Raw genomic sequence first — 17,133 nt, 5'->3', positions numbered from 1 at the left:
AGTCTGCCGGTGAAACGACCAGACCCCGCCGGGTCGTGCGACCCGGCGGGGTCCTGGTCTTGCACCGGTGTGCGGGTCGCCTCTCGGCGAAAGGCACAACACGGCTCCAGCCGAACGGTATTCCGTGAAGGCGAAAGGTGAGGCCCGGGGACACCAGGCACACCGGCTGTCATGTGTAACCGACGGGCCCCCGGGATTGTTCCCGGCCCTCGAAACCGGCGAAGGTCCCCGTCCGCCGGACGGTGTGCCACCCCAGGCGCGCCCCCATCAGCGCGGTGACGATGGACTGGACGACCACCAGATACATCAGCTGCCGGTAGACGAACTGCTGGAGCGGCAGTGTCCACAGGGGACGGACGGTCTCACCGTCCAGCCACAGGGCGTAGGCGCCTGCGGCGGCCTGGGCGGCGACGAACAGCATCCAGGTGACGATGGGCACCAGCGGGTTGAGGAAGACCAGCCCGAACAGCGCGAACAGGTCGATGGCCGGTGCGAACAGGGGAAGCAGCACCTGGAACACCGTCAGGTAGGGCAGGCAGCGGCGTCCGAACCGTCCCGAGCCGCCGCGGTCGATGACGGAACGGCGGTGTTTCCACATCGCCTGCAACGTCCCGTAGCACCAGCGGTAGCGCTGCCTCCACAGCTGCCTGAGCGATGCGGGCGCCTCCGTCCAGGCCAGGGCCTTCTCCTCGTAGACGACGCGCATGCCTGTGCGGCATATCGCCATCGTGAGGTCGGTGTCCTCGGCGAGCGTGTCTCCGGGGACTCCGCCCACCTTGTCCAGAGCCGCCCTCCGGAACGCGCCGATCGCGCCGGGGACGGTCGGCATGCATTGGAGGACGTCGAACATCCGCCGGTCGAGGTTGAAGCCGATGACGTACTCGATGTGCTGCCAGCGTCCGAGGATGCCGCCGCGGTTGGCGACCTTGGTGTTGCCGCTGACCGCTCCCACGTCCGGGTCCGCGAACGGCGCGACGACATGCCGGATGGTGTCGCGCTGGAAGACGGTGTCGCCGTCCACGAGGACGACGATGTCGGACCGGGCCACGGCCAGGCCGGCGTTGAGCGCGCTGGGTTTGCCGCCGTTCGGCTTGCGGATCAGATGGACGCCCGGCAGGGCGAGCGAATCGACGATCGCCGCCGTACGGTCGCTGGAGCCGTCGTCCACCACGATCACTTCGACGGTGCCCGGATAGTCGGTGTCCACGAGCGACGCCACCGTCGCCCCGATGCCGGCCTCCTCGTTGTAGGCGGGGACGATCACGGACACGGGTGGAAACGGATCCGGCGGCAGTCCGCCCGGGGGCGGCGCCGGTCTCTTGGCGTGCCGCCGCCGACGCGCCGGCCTTCTGACCCGGCGCATGTGGACGTGCGCGAAGACCAGGAGCAGCACGAGCCTCAGCACATAGAGGATCCCGGCGACCGCGAACAGCACGCTCATGGTTCCGGTGAGCGCCGACGCGGTGCGCTGGGCGGTGACCAGCGTCCAGCCGACGGCCCTCTCGTGCGCGGGTACGGCGACTTCCGCCGACGGCATGCCCAGCGCCTGCGTGAGCGTGGTGAAGCGGTAGCCCTGCGGCTGGAGCCGGTCGAGGATCTGCTCGACGGCCGCGACCGTCTCAGACCTGTCGCCGCCCGAGTCGTGCAGCATCACGACGGCGCCCTCGCCGCGCCTGTCCGCCGCCAGCGCCCGCTGGACGATCTTCGCGGCGCCGGGACGCGCCCAGTCCTCGGTGTCGCGGTCGGTGAGGACCACGACGTATCCGTCCTCGCCCGCCCGCCTGGCCGCCTGCCACTCCGGTGCCGTCAGGCCGTCCGGACGGGACGAGTACGGCATCCGCATCAGCCTCGTGTGGACGCCCGCCGCGCCCGCAAGCGCCCGCTGCGTGAGGTCGAGTTCGAGTCGTCCCCGCCACGCCGGGGCGGTCGCGAGGTCGACGTGGGTGTAGGTGTGCGAGCCGATCTCGTTGCCCTCGTCCAGGATGCGGCGGGTCAGCGCGGGGTTCTCGGCCACGTGCGCGCCGATGGTGAAGAACGTCGCGCGGGCCTTGTGGCGGCGCAGGACGTCCAGCAGGCGCGGCGTCCACTCGGGGGCGGGACCGTCGTCGAACGTCAGCGCGATCGTCTTCGCGGGCATGCGGCGGCTCTGCGGGGTGCCGCCGGCGAGATTGACGACGGGTCCGCCGGAGGCGACCTGGGACGGGGCCGGTGCGGGGCGCCCGGACTCGTCGCGTGCCGCCTCACCGACGGCGCCGTTCGCGAATCCGTCGAGCAGAAGGAGGACGGTCAGCACCAGGCCGCCCAGCAGAAGCAGCACCCAATGGGCCCGCGGCTCGCTGCGTCGCACGGTCAGCGGTTCTTCTTCTTGCGCCCCCATGCGGGCGGGTCCGCCTGCGACTTGCCCGGGTGAGCGGTGGTGATGGTCGTCGACGGCGCGGTCGGAGTGGACGACGGCCCGAGCGCCGCAGGCGGAGCCGGGGCCTCGGCCCCGGTGGTGGGTCGAGGCTTCGCGGCGGAGGGCGGCCGGCCGGTCTTGCCGGCCGGGACCCTGGGAGGGCTCACTTTCACCCGCGGATGGGCGGACGGCCCGCTCCACGGCGTCAACGGCACATCCGCGCCCGTCGTCATACCGAGGCCGAGCGCACCCAGGAACACGATCAGCAGTGCGCCCGCGAGCAAGCCCAGCCGGCGTCCGACCCGGGCGCGCCACCCGGTGGCGTCGACGAAGACCGGCGCCGCCTCCAGCTCGGCGGTCGGCTCCGAGACGGGCTCCGTGGACGGCACGGCCAATGGCCCGCCCACCGGCGGGATGCCGGTGACGAGTAGTTCGTCCCGGTCATGCGAGGCATTGCCGATCATCTTCGTCCGTCATCTCGTACGGGTGGGCGAACGGCCCGGGTCAGGCGTTCACTGGTTCAGCGCAGGCCCCCGCGTACATGTCACATCAAATGGAAAATGCCTGCACAATGGCGCGGTGGACGAGGACGAGCTCGACCGGGCCCTGCGTGCGGCGCAGGACGGCGACGAGGAGTCCTTTCGCATGCTCTACCGGGACGTCCAGCCCCGCCTGATCCGCTTCGCCGGGGCCCTCGTCGGCGGGGACGCGGAGGACGTGACGTCGGAGGCGTGGCTGCAGATCGCCCGGGACCTCCCCTCGTTCCGCGGCGACCTCGACGGCTTCCGCGGCTGGACCGCGACGATCACCCGGCACCGCGCGCTCGACCATCTGCGCCGCAGATCCCGGCGCCCGGGCTCCGATCTGCCCGCCGAAGAACTCGTCACGATGGCCGCCGACGCCGACACAGAGCTGGACGCGCTGGACGGCATCGCCACCGAGCAGGCTCTGGGGCTGATCGCCGAACTGCCCCGCGACCAGGCCGAGGCGGTGCTGCTGCGCGTCGTCGTGGGCCTGGACGCCAAGTCCGCGGGCAAGGTTCTCGGCAAACGCTCCGGTGCCGTCCGGACCGCCGCGTACCGCGGCCTGCGGCGCCTCGCCGAGCGCCTGCCGGCGTCCCGCACGGGCCTCGGCGACGCCCCCGGCGAGTCCGTCGTGGACACCAGGCCCCTCGTGCGGGGTGACAAAAGCGGCGGTTCCGGCGCTGAAGGGGTGACATGAGCGACGACACCGAGGCCGGACGGCTCAACCCGCGCACCGCCGAGCGTCTGCTCCGCGGTGCGGACGGTCATGCTGAGCTGCACGCACTGCTCTCCGCCGCCGCCGCCCCAGGCCGCCCGCAGGAGCTCGCGGGTGAGGACGCCGCCGTCGCCGCCTTCCTGGCCGCCCCACGTCCTGCCCGCCATCCCTGGGGCAAGGCGCTGCGCAGGTTTCTGACGGCCAAGGTCGCCGTCGCGGTGGCGGGCGGCTCGATCCTGCTGTCCGGAGGTGTGGCCTACGGGACAGGGCACTTCCCGGGCCAGAACCCGGCCCCCGGGCCGTCCCGCGAGCACAAGGGCAGCAACGGCGACAACAGCCCGGCGACCCATTTCCCACGGGGACCCGGCGCAACACCCGCTCCCACTCCGTCCGGCACGCCGGGCAAGTCGAAGCAGCACGGCAAGTCGAACAAGCCGAGCCGGGGGAAGAAGACCCCGAAGGCCAAGAAGACCCCGAAACCGGAGAAGACCCCGAAACCCGAGAAGGTCAAGAAGGTCAAGAAGGTTCCGAAACCCAAGAAGACCAAGTCCCCCAAGCCCAAGAAGACCAAGAACGGCCGGACGTAGGACCCGTCACCCGGTCTTGTAAGTCCATCTCGCCGGGTCGGCTTCCAGGGCGGGACGGTCCCAGTGCGCAAGGTCGGCGGCCGCCTCGTACGTGGCCTGCAGGAATTCGAGCAGGGCCCGGTCGGGGTCGGGAGCCTTCCGCACGGCCTCGTAGGGCAGCAGGAACTGGCCGTTCTCCAGGCTGTAGAACGCGCCGGGCGGACCCGCGGGCCTTGCGGCGAACCCCTCCGGCTCGGGATAGGCGTAGGCGTAGAAGGCGCCCTCCTCGCCTCCGCCCGGCCAGAATCCGCAGCTGCTGAGTTCCTGCGAATAGCCCTCGACCATCACCCAGTCGCCGCAGTTCGGGGCACCTCCGGGATGCTCGGGCGCGTCCCGCCCGGAGAACCGCGTGCAGGCGAGGTCCGTGGCGCCCCAGAAGAGATGCACCGGACTGACCTTGCCGACGAACCGGGACCTGAACTCGCCCATCACCCGCGCCGCCTGAAGAAGCTGCTGCCAGAACAGATACGCCGACTCGGCGTCATACGAGGCGTGCTGATCGTCCTCCGCGAAGGGGAGCGCCGGATCGACCTCGTTCGGATGCCCCTGGATGCGCGTCTCGATCCCGAGCTCGTCCAAGGCGCGCATGGTGCGGGCGTAGAACTCGGACACGGGCATGGGCTCCAGCCCGAATTCCCGTGTGCCGCCGTCGCTGGCGCGCATGGTCAGCCGGTGGTCGGCGAAGTCGAACTCGATGTCGAACGCTCCCGCGCCATAAGGGATGGCGGACGTCGTCAGCCCGCGCGGGGTGACGTAGAGCGTCACCTGCCACCAGTGATTCACCAGCGGCGCGTGCGCGAGGCGGATCTTGCCGACGATCTGCGTCCACATGTGCAGCGTGTCGCGAGTGTCCTGCCAGTCGGCGACCCGCAACCGCGGCCACGCGTGTCGATCCACCGCCGCCCCCGTCCAGTCGTCCCTCCGGAACACCCACCGTCATGCCCCCGGATCCACACCGCCGAACATGATGGAACAGAATATTCCGTTCTACTTGGGCGCGCTCAGAGGCAGCCTTCGAACTGCGGGACCTCCAGGTCCGACAAGTCGAGGCCGGACGTGCCGAACCATTTGCGCATGAGCGTTGCCATCGTCCCGTCCTGGTACATCTGGGTGATGGCCTTGTTGAGGGCCTCGCAGCCGTCGGGGTCGCCCTTCCGGATCGCGATGCCCGTCCGGCGCTCACCGAACCTGGAGTTCAGCAGGCGGAACCCGGCGCCCTGCCGCGCCTTCAACCCGGCCAGGATCGTGTCGTTCGTCGTGATCGCGTCGATCCTGCCGTCGCCCAGCATCGTCATGCACTCGTCATAGGAGCGCGCCGCGACCGGCACGGCCGGGACCTGCCGCTCCACGGTCACCGCCTCGGCCGCGCCCGATCCGGTGACGGCGCAGATCTTCCGCCCCTTCAGATCACGTACTCCGCGCACGCGACGCTCGTCGTCCCGGATGAGGATGTCCTGGTAGGAGAGGAGATACGGGCCGGCGAACGCGAGCCGCTGCGCCCACTCGGGCTCCAGCCAGAACGTCAGCACCATGTCGACGTCGCCGTCGCGGAGGAGCCGCTCACGGTCCCGCGCGAGCGCCGGAGCGAACCGGACCTTCTTTCCCATCCGCGCGGCCAGGTAGCGGGACACGTCCACGTCCAGGCCCTCGAACGTCCCGTCCGGGCGCCTGAACCCGATGCCCGGCAGGTCCGGCCGGACGCCCGCGACCAGCGTCTCCTCACCGAGGAGGGACGTCCCGCCGCCGCTCGCGCACCCGCTCGCCGCGAGACCGGCCACCAGCGCCGCCGCCGCGATCAGTCGCCGCATCCTCCGGCACCCCCGGCTTCCTCGGCGCGGCCCTGTCCGTCGAGCAGGGGCGCCCACACCAAGATCGCAGCCCACCGGACCGCCCCTCCACCCCCATGGCCGCATCCGGACCGTCAGCCGTGGCCACCCGTGACGAGGGCGGCGAGGGCTGCGGCGAACCGGTCGGGGGCGACGTCGGCCGGCGGACGGCCGAAGAAGTCCCGGGACAGCTGGTATCCGGTCAGGGCGGACACCACGACCGCGAGCAGCGCGTGCGGATCGTCGTGCCCGGGTCCGGACGGCAGGTCGCGGGTCAGGTGCCCCGCCTCCTCGGCGATGCCCTGATCCACGAGCACGCTGCGGATCCGGCGGGTCAGGTCGGGGAACCTCCCGTGCTCGCGGGCCAGCAGGTTGATCAGCGGCCTGACCCGGGTCAGGTAGTCCAGCTGCTGGACGAGCCGGCGGGTCAGCGCCTCCCGGGGGTCGGCGACGGGCCCGCGCTCGAAGTCCTCGCGGTACCGCTGGGCCCGGGCCAGCTCACGCTCCAGGACCTCCCTGAAGACCTCCTCCTTGGAGCGGAAATGCCGGTAGAAGCTGCCGCTGCCAGGGGAGAGCCCTGCCAGTTCCTCGATGTCGGTGACGGTGGTTCCGCCGAAACCGTGCTGCTGTATCAGCTCCAGGGCGGCGTCCAGAATGCGCTCGCGCGTGGTGGAAGGCACGGATGCAAGATAGTTCTTGCGGATGCAAGAAGGTTCTTGCACACTGCTGGGCGAAGGCCCCCGCCCCGAAAGGCCGCGCCATGTCAGCGACGCGCGTATCGTCCGTCCGGTTTCTGAGAGTCGCCCTTGTCGCATCGGTGGTCGCGGCGGGTACGGCGGTCATCGCCGCGCCCCCGGCCCAGGCGACCCTGGTGGTGTCCCCGAAACAGCGGAACTGGGTGCTCCGGGACGACGCGGGGCGAGAGATCACGCTGCGCGGCTTCAACGTCTCCGGAAGCACGAAGCTTTACGAGAACGACCTCCTGCCGTTCCGCAGCACGGCGGACGCCGCCCGATCCGCGCAGGCGATGCGCGATCTGACCGGCGCCAACGCCATCCGTTTCCTGATCAGCTGGGAAGGGGTCCAGCCGGCCCCGGACCGGATCGACCACGCTTATCTCGACCGCGCCATCGCGCAGATCAGGGCGTTCACGGATCGCGGAATCCGCGTCCTGCTGGACTACCACCAGGACCTTTACTCCTCGCACCTGTTCAACGCCGGCAGCTGGTACACCGGGGACGGCGCTCCCAAGTGGGTGATCGAGGCGGGGGATTATCCGAAGGAGTCCTGCGGCATCTGCCTCCTGTGGGGCCAGAACATGCAGAACAACGCCGCCGTGCGCAAGGCGGCCTACGACTTCTGGCGCAACCGCGTCCTCACCACGGCGGCGGGGGCGGTCGGTGTCCAGGACGCATATCTGGCCCAGGCCAAGGAAACCATGGCCTACCTCAAGCAGAAACTCCCCCAGCCGGCCTTCGAGAACATCGTCGGTCTCGACCCGTTCAACGAGCCCTTCGACGGCGGCCTGGACGGCAAGACCGGCCTGGACTGGGAGAAGACCTACCTGATGCCCTTCTACCAGCGTGTCCGTACCGCGATGGACGAGGCGGGCTGGACTTCGAAACCCGCATTCGCGGAGCCGCTGGTCTTCTGGAACACCGGCTTCTTCGAAGAGGGCGGCATGACGTCGGTCGGGCAACTGGGCACCCGGATGGTGTTCAACAGCCACTACTACGACGGCGCCCGCATGACCGTTGATCCGTCACCCGCCGCCGACGGAACCTACGACGCCGCGATGAACGAGATCCGGCAGCGCGCCACCGCGCTCGGAACCTCGCCGTTCGTCTCCGAGTTCGGCAACAAGATGACCGAGGACCGTACCCCGTGGATGATCCGCGCCATGTACCAGGCCATGGACTACGGCGTTCCCGGAAAGAACTGGTGGAACACACCGGCGGACGGCGGCCAGGTCCTCTCCGCCATTCAATGGCAGTGGGACATCTACAGCGGACGGCACCACGAACTGATGAACGGAAACCCCGACAAGGTGCAGACCAGCGGTGACGGCTGGAACGACGAGGACCATTCGGCCGTGGCCACCGACGACGCGGGCAAGGTCGCCCTCCGGCTGGACCGGCGCGTCCTCGACCGGCTCTATCCGTCGGCGGTGAACGGCGACACGCTCGCCTTCGCCTTCGAGGACCTCGCCCGCTCCGGATACGGCGGCGACGGCCGCCAGCAGGCGTGGCTCACCGTCCCCTCCGGCATGCCCGGGCTCTCGGCTCTGGTCCAGGACAGGCAGTACGGCGTCCTGGTGTGGCGGGAATCGGCCGCGGGCGCCCCCACCGACCTGCACCTGCCGCAGTCCTTCGCGCCGTCCGCCACCGCCGTCGTCAGCGACATCGCCACCCTCAACGGGGTCCCTGCATCAGGCCCCATCGCGGCGACGTCCGAGTCCGGTTCGTCCACCGCGAAGCGGCTGCTGATCGGCGCACGATCGGCCGGCGCCGTCCACGTCGCCCTCGTCGTCAACACCGCGACCGGAACACCGGTCACCGACGCTCAGCTCGCCGCGGCCCGCACCGAGCTCTCCGCCTGGACGACCCAGCACTTCCCGGCCAACTGACCGCGGAACCGTAAACATGCCGTAAACGAGTTCGGCCAAGCTTCGGGTACAGCAAGTCGATGCGGGCGACCGCAGACCCGAGGAGAAGAGATCATGCGTAGGTTCAAGCTCCAGGTGCAGGTCAGCGTGGACGGGTACATGGCCGGCCCGAACGGCGAGATGGACTGGCTGACGTTCCCGTGGACGGACGACATCGCCGCCTACATCGATGCGCTCACCAAGCAGGTCGACTGCATCGTGCTCGGCCGCAAGCTCGCCGAGGGCTTCATCCCGGCGTGGGCGGCCGGCCCCGAGGGGGAGACCCAGGAGTCCATCGACCAGATGAACGACACGCCCAAGGTCGTGATCACCGACAGCCTCGCCGAGTCGCCCTGGCCGAACGCGGAGGTCGCCGGCGGCGACCTCACCGAGACCATCGAAAGCCTCAAGGCGCGGCCGGGCGGAGACATGATCGCCTATGGCGGCGGCACGCTCGTCCGCGACCTGATCGGCCGCGGACTGCTCGACGAGCTGCACCTGTTCGTCAACCCGACCGCGATCGGTGCCGGAATGCCGGTGTTCCCGAAGGGCGCCTACCAGCGGCTGAACCTCGTCGGCTCGCGCTCGTTCGAGTGCGGCATCACCGCCCTGCACTTCGAGCCGAAGCGCTCCTGACCGAGCGTCACTGCAGGATGTGGCGGAGCGTCTCGCCGTCGGCGACCGAGCGGTAGTAGCAGGTGGGGCGCGCCTCTCCGGAGGGGAGGTTCGTGTGGCAGGCGCCGCCGGTCGTCCGGTTGACGAGGTAGAGGAGGGAGTTCTGCTCGCAGTTGACGCGGACGTCGACCAGTTCGAGGACGTCACCCGAGGTCGCGCCCTTGCGCCACAGCTCGTTGCGGGACGTGGACCACAGGACGGCGATCCGCTCGTCCAGCGTCGCCTTGAGGGCCTGGTCGTTCGCGTATCCGATGAACAGGATGTCGCCGCTGCCCGCGTCCTGCAGGACGACCGGGACGACCCGCGCCCCGGTCGCCGCGACGCCCGCCAGCTTGTCGAAGTCCAGAGTGAGCCGGGTGCCTTCTTCGAGTTCGTTCACCCCGCCATCCTGCCTGGTGAACCGGCCCGGCGTCGTGCTCGGCCCCCCGTGACGGTCAACTCCGTCCGCGGAGGATCGCCGCCGTGGTCTCGTCCGCGGGCAGGAACGCTTCGAGACGCAACTCGGAGAGGGTCACGTCGACGGCGGTGGCGAACGACGTCAGCGTGGTGATCAGGCGCAGCTCGCCCTCCGGGGCCCGCAAACGCAGCGGCACGGCGAAGCCGAGGTGATCCTCTGGCGACTCCACATCGGGAAGGTAGCCGTCCAGCTCGTCGACGAACTCGGCCAGGCGCGGGTCGGGGCTGTGCCGTCCCTGGGCGCGCAGGCTGCCGGTGATGTGGCGGCCCCATTCGGCCAGGTTCTCGACCCTGCGGGCCATGCCGTCCGGATGGAGGGCCAGGCGTAGCACGTTGACCGGCGGTTCCAGCAGAGCGGGCGCGGCGCCTTCGGTGAGGACACCGAACGCCGGGTTGGCGGCGACAAGTTCCCCATAGGGCCGGACGACCACCGCGGGGTAGGGCATGTGCCCTTCGAGGATGCGGTCCAGCGCCTCGCGCACCGGGCCGAGTTCGGGCGCGTCGAGGCTCGACTCGGCGTAGACCGGCGCGTAGCCGGCGGCGAGCAGGAGTTCGTTGCGCTCCCGCAACGGCAGTTCCAGTGACTCGGCGAGCCGCACCACCATCGCGCGTCCGGGACGCGACCGCCCCTGTTCGAGGAAGCTCAGATGGCGCTGGGTGGTGTCGGCCCTGATGGCCAGGTCGAGCTGGCTGAAGCGGCGGCGCGTGCGCCAGTCCCGCAGGTCACGGGCGAACCGGCCCGGTCGCGCCACCACTGTCATGCCCTCATTCATACCGAACGCGCGCGGCGGCGCGATTCCCTGCGGGGAATCGCGGTCCCGCAGGGCGGGATCGCAGACTGCTGCGCATGAGCAACCCACTCGATGTGAAGCGACTGGCCGACCGTTATCTCGCCCAGTGGAACGAGCCCGACCCGGAGACACGCAGCGCGCTCGTCCGCGAGCTGTGGACGTCCGACGCGGTGCACGTGCTGGTCGACCCTCCGCAGGAGATCCGGGACGCCGCCGCGGCGCTCGCCGTCCCCGCGCCGCCGCTGGAAGCCCACGGCCACGACGCCCTGGACGCCCGCGTGACCAGGGCGTACGAGATGTTCGTCGCGGCGGGCGAGCACGTCTTCGAGATCGTCGGGGAGCCGTCCGTCCTGCTCGCCGGCGTGCTCGGCATCCGCTGGTCGATGGTGACGACCGGCGGGCGCGAGACGGTCGGCGGCGGCTTCGACGTCCTCTCCGTGGACGACGGCGGCCGGATCCGCACCGACCACCAGTTCATCGGGGCGACCTGATGCGCTTCACCAGGATCGCCCGCACGGCCGACGGCGGCTCGGCGTTCGAGGACGGCGAGTTCCCGCTCGAAGACCGGGAGGTCGCCGACGGGGTGCCCGCGATGGCGGTCGGCGGGATGCCGTCGCACGGCGGCGTCCAGTACCTGCGCAGCGCCGCCTTCGACAGCGTCCCGCACCCGGCGCCGCGCGAGCAGTGGGTGGTGATGCTGCGCGGCGTGATCGAGGTGACGGTCAGCGACGGCGGCCGGCGTCGCTTCGGCCCCGGCGACCTGGTGCTCGCCGCCGACACCACCGGCACGGGCCACGTCACGGCCGGTGTGGGCGACCCGCCGTTCGAGGCGCTGTTCATCCCGGTCTGACCTGGTGGTCTTGGGCGGACGTCCGTCAGGACGACGGGGCGTCCGCCTTCAGGGCCAGGGCGCCGACGGCCGCGTAGCCGCCGGTGATCGCCGCCAGGCCCGCCGCCGGTCCGCGCGGCACGTCCCCGCGGATCACGTGCGCGACCCCGGCGGCGGTGTCGAAGACGTCCACCATCAGGCAGAGCTTCCGCCAGCGCCGCCGTGCCGCCGGGTCGCTGAGCAGGTAGCCGAGACCGAGCGCGACGGCCCTGCTCCCGAAGATCCGGATCATGTACCTGAGCTCCGGGGTGTCACGGTCGCCGATGCCCGCGATCTTCACGTTGAGCCCGGGCGCGGCCAGCGCCAGCGCTCCCCAGACGACGCGGCCGCCCGCCAAGGTTTCCAGTGCGCGTTCCATGCAGCCGACACTTCCACCGCGCACCGGCGCGGCTCGATTACCTCGCAGGTAAAGCGCCGCCGGTCCGGGAGCGCGCGTCAGGCGGCCAGGATCGCCCGCACCGTCGCCGTCACGACGCGTCCGGTCTCCTCGATCTCCATGCGCTCGGCGCGGTTCTCCTCCGCGGCGCCGTGCAGGACGTACTGGATGACGTTGACCAGCCACGTGATCGGCAGGTCGGCGCGGAAGGCTCCTTCGTCCTGACCCCGGCGGATGAGGTTCTCCAGGCGGTCCGCGTGACTGCCGTGCAGTTCGCGGACGCGTCCGGCGGGGAGAGCGCCCTGGGCCGCCGTCAGCAGCGCAGCAGACTCGGCCACGAGGGACCAGCTGGATTCGAGCAGCCGTGTCAGCGCGTCCTGCGCGTCGCCGGTGAGGTCGACGCCCGACAGCACCTCCTCGCCGTCGCGCAGCGCGTCGGCCAGGGCCGCCTCGACCAGCTCCGCCCGGTTGCGGAAGTGGCCGTAGAGGGTCATCCGCCCCACGCCGGCGGCCTTGGCGATGTCGTCGATGCTCGCGTTCGGATCTCGGCTGAGGCTTTCGCGGGCCGCGGAGACGATGCGGGCGATGCTGCGCTCGGCGTCTGCGCGCCGGCGCCGGCCGGGAGAGGCGGAAGGCATGACCCCACATCTTAACTCGTACTCCGATGTACGTGTTACTCTCCAATAAATCGTACATCGTAGTACGAGTTAAGGAGGAGAGTCGTCATGACGGACAAGCTCCACGAGCCGTCCGGACGGACCCCGGCACATCCGCTGAGATGGCGCATCCTGGGGTTCCTCGGCGTGGCCCAGCTGATGCTGATCGTCGACGTCACCGTCGTCGCCATCGCGCTGCCGCACATCGAGGCCGATCTGGACCTGAGCCGGCAGGCCATGACCTGGACGGTCAGCGCCTACACCCTGACGTTCGGCGGGCTCATGCTGATCGGCGGGCGGACCGCCGACCTGATCGGCGCCAAGCGCGTGGTCCTCGCCGGCCTGCTGATCTTCACGGCCGCCTCGCTGGCGACCGGGCTGGCCGGGTCGGGCGGCATGCTGCTGGGCGGGCGCGTCGCGCAGGGGCTCGGCGCCGCGCTGCTGTCCCCGTCCGCCCTGTCCCTGGTGGTCGGCCTGTTCGAGGGGGACGAGCGGAACCGGGCGCTCGGCGTCTGGTCCGCGCTCGGCGGTGGCGGCGCGGCCCTCGGCGTCCTGCTGGGAGGCGCCCTGACGGCCGGGCCCGGCTGGCCGTGGGTGTTCTACGTCAACGTCCCGATCGGGCTGGTGATCGTCGTGGCGCTGGCCCGGATGCTGCCGCGCCAGGACGTGCCCGGCCCGCGTCCCCGGCTCGACCTGCTCGGCGCGCTGCTCGTCACCGCCTCGTCAGGCGCGCTGATCTACGCGTTCATCCGGGCCGGGGACGACGGCTGGCTGACGTCCGCGACCGGCTGGCTGGTGCTGCTCGCGGCGGCCGGCTACCTGGCGTTCGTGACCAGGCAGAAGACCGCGAGATCACCCATGATGGACATCTCGCTGCTGGTGCGGCGCCCGGTGGCCACCGGCACGTTCCTGATCCTGATGGCGACGGCGCTGATGATCGCGGTGTTCTTCCTCGGCACCTTCTACTTCCAGCACGCGGAGGGGTACGGCGCGCTGCGCACCGGCCTGCTGTTCCTCCCGGTCGCCGTCGCGACGATGGCGGGCGCCGGCCTCACCGGCCGGGCGATCGGCACGGCGGGGCCGCGCAGGCTCGCCGTCGCCGGGCTCGTCACCGCCGCGATCGGGATGGCCGTGCCGACCCTGTCGATGCAGCCGGTGACGGTCGTGGTGGGCACCGCGATCGCGGGCGCGGGCACCGGCGCGATGTTCGTCGTCGCGTCGGCGACGGCGCTCGGCCAGGTGGCGCCGCACGAATCCGGTATCGCCTCCGGCATCGTCAGCACGTTCCACGAGTTCGGCGCGTCCATCGGCGCCGCCGTCATCTCCAGCGTCGCCGCGGCCAGCCTCACCGGCGACACGCTCGACGGCTTCTCGGACGGCTTCGTCCTGGCCGCGGTCGCCGCCGCGGTGGGCGCACTCGCGTCGGCCGCCCTGACCCCCGGCCGCCCGGCCACGGCCTGACCGCCCCGTATCATCCACCGGTGACCTCGGAAACCGGACGGCCGGTGGCGAATTCCCTGAAATGGGCGCTCGTCGTGCCGGTGGTGCTCACGTTCGCCGGCTGGGTGGCCCAGTACCCGTACGGACTCATCGTCCTCGGCGTCATCATCGGCGTCGGGACGGTGTTCCTCACCATCGCCGTCGTCGGCTCGTCATGGGGACGGGCCGGCGCGGCGGTCATGGTCGCCATCACCGGATTCGCGCTGCCGATCTTCGCCGGACCGGCCCTGTACCTCGTCTACATGGAGAACCTGGGACAACCGGCACCCGCCGTCGTCGCCAAGGTCGAGAAGCGGGACGCAAAGCGGGGCGCCAGCTGGTTCTGCACGGTGGTGGAGACCACGGGGAAGCACACCGTCCACCGCATCTCTCAGCAGGAGAACTGCTTCGGCCAGATCAAGGCGCTCCAGCGGGTCACGCTGCGCAAGGATCCGCTGGACCTGCTCGACCCGCGCCTCCCCGACCGCCCCGGCGATGACGACACCCGCCTATCTGTCCTGTTGTCCGCGACTCTGTTCCTGGCGAACACGGCCGCACTCCTCTACGGAGGTCTACGCCGGCGCACCCCCACCCGGTCCGCCAAGAAGCAGCAGGAGAAGGCTGGGGCTTGACCTTGACCCATGGGTCAAGGGTTAGCGTCGCGACGCCCTCCCGGGTCCCCTTCCCGGGCTCGACTCCTAAGGAGCGTCCAGATGCCGCCCTCGCCCTCCACCTCTCGTGCGATTCGGCTCACCGCCCTGCCGGACGGGCTGCCGAGGCCCGAGCACTTCGCCGTCGTGGAGGAGCCGACCCCGGTGCCGGACGAAGGCGAAGTGCTGGTCAGGAACCGCTTCTTCCACGTCTTCCCCTCCTTGCGCACCTTGATCGGCGGCGGTGTGAAGGGCACACCGTTCCCGCCGCTCCGTCCGGGCGACACGCTGTTCGGGCCGGCGATCGGCGAGGTCGTCTCCGCGCCGCCGGACGCCGGACTGCGGCCGGGTGACCTGGTCCGGCACTGGATGGGCTGGCGCGAGTACGCCGTCACGCCCGCCGAGCAGTGCACGCCCCTGGACGACACGCTGCCCGACCCTGTCGCCCATCTCAGCCAGGCGGCCCTCGCGTACACGGCACTGACACGTGACGCGCGGGTCCGCCCCGGCGACACCGTGTTCGTCTCCGGCGGCGCCGGCGGGGTCGGTTCCCTGGTCGGTCAGATCGCCGGACGTCTCGGCGCGGAACGGGTCGTCGGCAGCACCGGGTCCGCGGACAAGGCGGCGCGTCTGGTGTCCGAGCTGGGTTACGACGCGGCCCTCGTCCGGGACGCGGGTCCCATCGCCGAACAGCTGGCGGAGGCGGCACCCGACGGCATCGACGTCTTCGTGGACAACGTCGGCGGCGAGCAGCTTCGGGCCGCGATCGGCGCGGCCCGTCCCGGTGCGCGGTTCGTCCTCGTCGGGACGCTGGCCGGGCAGTTGTCGCCGCACCTCACCGGCACCACCGCCCCGGTCGAGATCGACACGTTCCAGCTGGTCGCCAAGCGCATCGAGATGCGCGGGTTCGGCGGTCTGGACGGCACCGCGGAGTGGGCCGAGCGCTTCGGCGGCTGGCTGCGTTCCGGCGACGTGACCTTCCCGCACGTGCGCGTCCCGGGCATCGACCGCGCCCCGCAGGCGTTGCACGAACTGATCAGCGGACGGCACCTCGGAACGGTCGTCGTCGAGCTGTAGAGGTCCGGAAGGAGTCTCAATGAGGATGTCAAGCGGCTTGTGTGACGGGCGGTATGGGGGTGAACCTGCGTCCGTCACGCAGCAGGGCCCACAGGACGTCGACGCGGCGGCGGGCCAGCGCGATGACGGCCTGGGTGTGTTTGAGGCCCTGGCCTCGTTTCTTGAGGTAGAAGTCGCGGTTGGGTCCGGGGCGGGTGATGCTGGACTGGGCGGACATGTAGAACACCCGCCGCAGCCGTCGGCTGTAGCGGGTGGGCCGGTGCAGTCTGCCGGTCCGGCGGCCCGAATCACGTGGGACGGGCACGAGTCCGGCCGCCGAGGCGAGCCGTCCGGCGTCGGCGTAGGCGGCCAGATCACCGGCCGCGACGACGAACTCGGCGCCCAGGATCGGGCCGATGCCGGGCATCGACTCGATGATCTGAGCCTGCGGGTGGCCGCGGAAGGTCTCGGTGATCTGGGCGTCGAGGCGTTTGAGGCGGTCGTCCAGGGCGAGCAGCTGCGTGGCGAGGTCGGCGACGATCTGGGCCGCGACGGTCTCGCCGGGCAGGATGGTGTGCTGGGCGCTCGCGGCCGCCATCGCGGTCGCGGCCACCTGGGCGGCGCCTCGGACGCCGCGTTTGCGCAGCCATGCCTCCAGCCGGGCCGGGCCGCGGCGGCGCAGCGCGGCCGGGGTCTGGTATCCGGTCAGCAGCACCAGCGCACCCTTGTGGGCCGAGTAGTCGAACGCGCGCTCCAGGGCCGGGAACACCCCGGTCAGCACGTCCCGCAGCCGGTTGATCAGGCGGACCCGGTCGGCGACCAGGTCGGTCCGGTGCGTGGTCAAAAGCGCCAGGTCGGCGGCGAGCTGGGCGGGCACGTCGATCACGGTGAGGTCGCGGCGCAGCCGGGAGGTCTCGGCGATCACGTAGGCGTCGCGGGCGTCGGTCTTGGCCTCGCCGGTGTAGGCGCCCGACATCCGGTGCACGGTCCGGCCGGGCACGTACACCGGCTCGGCGCCGTGCGCGGCCAGCAGCGCCAGCAGCAGCGCCGAGGACGTCCCGGCGATGTCCACCGCCCACCCGACGGTCTCGGCCAGGGCGAACGCCTCACCGATCGCGTCCAGGATCGCCGACTCGTCGTTGGCGATCTTCTTCGACCACACCTGCGCGCCGGTCTCATCGACCGCTGCCGCCCAATGGTGCACCTTGCCGGCGTCCACACCGACCCACACCCGAGCCCGTTCTGGCTGTTGCACGCCCGTTCCTCACCTCGACACCGACAGCGTCCGGCCCGAGGAACACCCCGCCGTCATCTCCGTAAACAGCGACCGATCCGCACATCTCAATCAGAGGCCGGGGCGCCCCGGAAAGCCGGG

At 71.0% G+C, this 17,133-nt stretch carries 19 protein-coding genes; 9 read left to right on the top strand and 10 right to left on the bottom strand.

Annotated features, from left to right (window positions below; translation table 11 throughout):
• Positions 1-169: 169 nt before the first annotated feature.
• Both ACQPXG_RS00730 and ACQPXG_RS00725 read right to left on the bottom strand, forming a co-directional pair.
• Positions 170-2,347: a bifunctional polysaccharide deacetylase/glycosyltransferase family 2 protein gene (locus tag ACQPXG_RS00730; RefSeq protein ID WP_433465625.1), complete on the bottom strand. Its 2,178-nt coding sequence runs from the start codon at positions 2,345-2,347 to the stop codon at positions 170-172.
• A 2-nt stretch (positions 2,348-2,349) separates the two neighbouring features.
• On the bottom strand, positions 2,350-2,859 hold the full coding sequence (locus ACQPXG_RS00725) for a hypothetical protein (protein ID WP_433465624.1): 510 nt from the start codon (positions 2,857-2,859) through the stop codon (positions 2,350-2,352).
• A gap of 115 nt (positions 2,860-2,974) precedes the next feature.
• On the opposite strand from ACQPXG_RS00725, the gene ACQPXG_RS00720 reads away from it, so the two are divergent.
• Entirely contained in the window at positions 2,975-3,616 is a 642-nt protein-coding gene (locus ACQPXG_RS00720; RefSeq protein WP_433465623.1) for an RNA polymerase sigma factor, read from the top strand.
• Positions 3,613-4,221 carry a hypothetical protein gene (locus ACQPXG_RS00715; protein WP_433465622.1) on the top strand — a complete coding sequence of 203 codons (609 nt, stop codon included), beginning with the start codon at positions 3,613-3,615 and terminating at the stop codon, positions 4,219-4,221. Before ACQPXG_RS00720 ends, ACQPXG_RS00715 begins: the two co-directional genes overlap by 4 nt.
• Before the next feature lie 6 nt (positions 4,222-4,227).
• On the opposite strand, the gene ACQPXG_RS00710 is transcribed toward ACQPXG_RS00715, so the two are convergent.
• From ACQPXG_RS00710 to ACQPXG_RS00700, 3 genes are all read right to left on the bottom strand, one after another.
• Positions 4,228-5,157 (bottom strand): DUF5996 family protein, encoded by a 930-nt coding sequence (locus ACQPXG_RS00710; protein ID WP_433465621.1) that lies wholly within the window; start codon positions 5,155-5,157, stop codon positions 4,228-4,230.
• Positions 5,158-5,261: 104 nt separating this feature from the next.
• On the bottom strand, positions 5,262-6,068 hold the full coding sequence (locus ACQPXG_RS00705; protein ID WP_433465620.1) for a transporter substrate-binding domain-containing protein: 807 nt from the start codon (positions 6,066-6,068) through the stop codon (positions 5,262-5,264).
• Positions 6,069-6,181: 113 nt separating this feature from the next.
• Entirely contained in the window at positions 6,182-6,766 is a 585-nt protein-coding gene (locus ACQPXG_RS00700; protein ID WP_433465619.1) for a TetR/AcrR family transcriptional regulator, read from the bottom strand.
• Between the two features lie 137 nt (positions 6,767-6,903).
• On the opposite strand from ACQPXG_RS00700, the gene ACQPXG_RS00695 reads away from it, so the two are divergent.
• Entirely contained in the window at positions 6,904-8,712 is a 1,809-nt protein-coding gene (locus tag ACQPXG_RS00695; RefSeq protein ID WP_433465618.1) for a cellulase family glycosylhydrolase, read from the top strand.
• Positions 8,713-8,805: 93 nt separating this feature from the next.
• Complete coding sequence (locus tag ACQPXG_RS00690; RefSeq protein WP_433465617.1) at positions 8,806-9,366, top strand: dihydrofolate reductase family protein; 561 nt, start codon at positions 8,806-8,808, stop codon at positions 9,364-9,366.
• Between the two features lie 7 nt (positions 9,367-9,373).
• Here the strand turns inward: ACQPXG_RS00690 and ACQPXG_RS00685 are convergent, their stop codons facing one another.
• The gene (locus ACQPXG_RS00685; RefSeq protein ID WP_433465616.1) at positions 9,374-9,784 is read right to left on the bottom strand and encodes a phosphoribosyl-AMP cyclohydrolase; all 411 of its coding nucleotides are present in this window, start codon (positions 9,782-9,784) and stop codon (positions 9,374-9,376) included.
• Positions 9,785-9,839: 55 nt separating this feature from the next.
• Complete coding sequence (locus ACQPXG_RS00680; protein WP_433465615.1) at positions 9,840-10,622, bottom strand: helix-turn-helix domain-containing protein; 783 nt, start codon at positions 10,620-10,622, stop codon at positions 9,840-9,842.
• 86 nt (positions 10,623-10,708) lie between these two features.
• Here ACQPXG_RS00680 and ACQPXG_RS00675 point away from each other — a divergent pair, with 86 nt between their 5' ends.
• Together ACQPXG_RS00675 and ACQPXG_RS00670 are read left to right on the top strand one after the other, a co-directional pair.
• Positions 10,709-11,143 carry a hypothetical protein gene (locus ACQPXG_RS00675; protein WP_433465614.1) on the top strand — a complete coding sequence of 145 codons (435 nt, stop codon included), beginning with the start codon at positions 10,709-10,711 and terminating at the stop codon, positions 11,141-11,143.
• Positions 11,143-11,502, top strand: a complete 360-nt coding sequence (locus tag ACQPXG_RS00670; RefSeq protein WP_433465613.1) for a hypothetical protein — start codon at positions 11,143-11,145, stop codon at positions 11,500-11,502. The genes ACQPXG_RS00675 and ACQPXG_RS00670 overlap by 1 nt, the downstream gene beginning before the upstream one ends.
• Positions 11,503-11,527: 25 nt before the next feature.
• On the opposite strand, the gene ACQPXG_RS00665 is transcribed toward ACQPXG_RS00670, so the two are convergent.
• Complete coding sequence (locus ACQPXG_RS00665) at positions 11,528-11,899, bottom strand: hypothetical protein (RefSeq protein ID WP_433465612.1); 372 nt, start codon at positions 11,897-11,899, stop codon at positions 11,528-11,530.
• A 77-nt stretch (positions 11,900-11,976) separates the two neighbouring features.
• Positions 11,977-12,555, bottom strand: a complete 579-nt coding sequence (locus ACQPXG_RS00660) for a TetR/AcrR family transcriptional regulator (RefSeq protein WP_433465611.1) — start codon at positions 12,553-12,555, stop codon at positions 11,977-11,979.
• 87 nt (positions 12,556-12,642) lie between these two features.
• Here ACQPXG_RS00660 and ACQPXG_RS00655 point away from each other — a divergent pair, with 87 nt between their 5' ends.
• From ACQPXG_RS00655 to ACQPXG_RS00645, 3 genes are all read left to right on the top strand, one after another.
• Positions 12,643-14,034, top strand: a complete 1,392-nt coding sequence (locus tag ACQPXG_RS00655; protein WP_433465610.1) for an MFS transporter — start codon at positions 12,643-12,645, stop codon at positions 14,032-14,034.
• A 20-nt stretch (positions 14,035-14,054) separates the two neighbouring features.
• Positions 14,055-14,684, top strand: coding sequence for a hypothetical protein (locus tag ACQPXG_RS00650; RefSeq protein ID WP_433465609.1), 630 nt, complete (start codon positions 14,055-14,057; stop codon positions 14,682-14,684).
• 81 nt (positions 14,685-14,765) lie between these two features.
• The gene (locus tag ACQPXG_RS00645; protein ID WP_433465608.1) at positions 14,766-15,779 is read left to right on the top strand and encodes an MDR family NADP-dependent oxidoreductase; all 1,014 of its coding nucleotides are present in this window, start codon (positions 14,766-14,768) and stop codon (positions 15,777-15,779) included.
• Between the two features lie 28 nt (positions 15,780-15,807).
• Here the strand turns inward: ACQPXG_RS00645 and ACQPXG_RS00640 are convergent, their stop codons facing one another.
• On the bottom strand, positions 15,808-17,013 hold the full coding sequence (locus ACQPXG_RS00640; protein WP_433465607.1) for an IS110 family transposase: 1,206 nt from the start codon (positions 17,011-17,013) through the stop codon (positions 15,808-15,810).
• Between the last annotated feature and the right edge of the window lie 120 nt (positions 17,014-17,133).

Origin of the sequence: Spirillospora sp. CA-128828 (assembly GCF_050945415.1) — a bacterium.
Classification (GTDB): Bacteria; Actinomycetota; Actinomycetes; order Streptosporangiales; family Streptosporangiaceae; genus Spirillospora.
This window is presented reverse-complemented; position numbering and strand designations above follow the sequence as displayed.

Excerpts from the sequence above, each read along its gene's own strand:
- ACQPXG_RS00715 (WP_433465622.1), top strand. The coding sequence starts at position 3,613 with ATGAGCGACGACACCGAGGCCGGACGGCTCAACCCGCGCACCGCCGAG.
- ACQPXG_RS00725 (WP_433465624.1), bottom strand. The coding sequence starts at position 2,859 with ATGATCGGCAATGCCTCGCATGACCGGGACGAACTACTCGTCACCGGC.
- ACQPXG_RS00675 (WP_433465614.1), top strand. The coding sequence starts at position 10,709 with ATGAGCAACCCACTCGATGTGAAGCGACTGGCCGACCGTTATCTCGCC.
- ACQPXG_RS00680 (WP_433465615.1), bottom strand. The coding sequence starts at position 10,622 with ATGACAGTGGTGGCGCGACCGGGCCGGTTCGCCCGTGACCTGCGGGAC.
- ACQPXG_RS00705 (WP_433465620.1), bottom strand. The coding sequence starts at position 6,068 with ATGCGGCGACTGATCGCGGCGGCGGCGCTGGTGGCCGGTCTCGCGGCG.
- ACQPXG_RS00665 (WP_433465612.1), bottom strand. The coding sequence starts at position 11,899 with ATGGAACGCGCACTGGAAACCTTGGCGGGCGGCCGCGTCGTCTGGGGA.
- ACQPXG_RS00655 (WP_433465610.1), top strand. The coding sequence starts at position 12,643 with ATGACGGACAAGCTCCACGAGCCGTCCGGACGGACCCCGGCACATCCG.
- ACQPXG_RS00660 (WP_433465611.1), bottom strand. The coding sequence starts at position 12,555 with ATGCCTTCCGCCTCTCCCGGCCGGCGCCGGCGCGCAGACGCCGAGCGC.
- ACQPXG_RS00690 (WP_433465617.1), top strand. The coding sequence starts at position 8,806 with ATGCGTAGGTTCAAGCTCCAGGTGCAGGTCAGCGTGGACGGGTACATG.
- ACQPXG_RS00645 (WP_433465608.1), top strand. The coding sequence starts at position 14,766 with ATGCCGCCCTCGCCCTCCACCTCTCGTGCGATTCGGCTCACCGCCCTG.
- ACQPXG_RS00670 (WP_433465613.1), top strand. The coding sequence starts at position 11,143 with ATGCGCTTCACCAGGATCGCCCGCACGGCCGACGGCGGCTCGGCGTTC.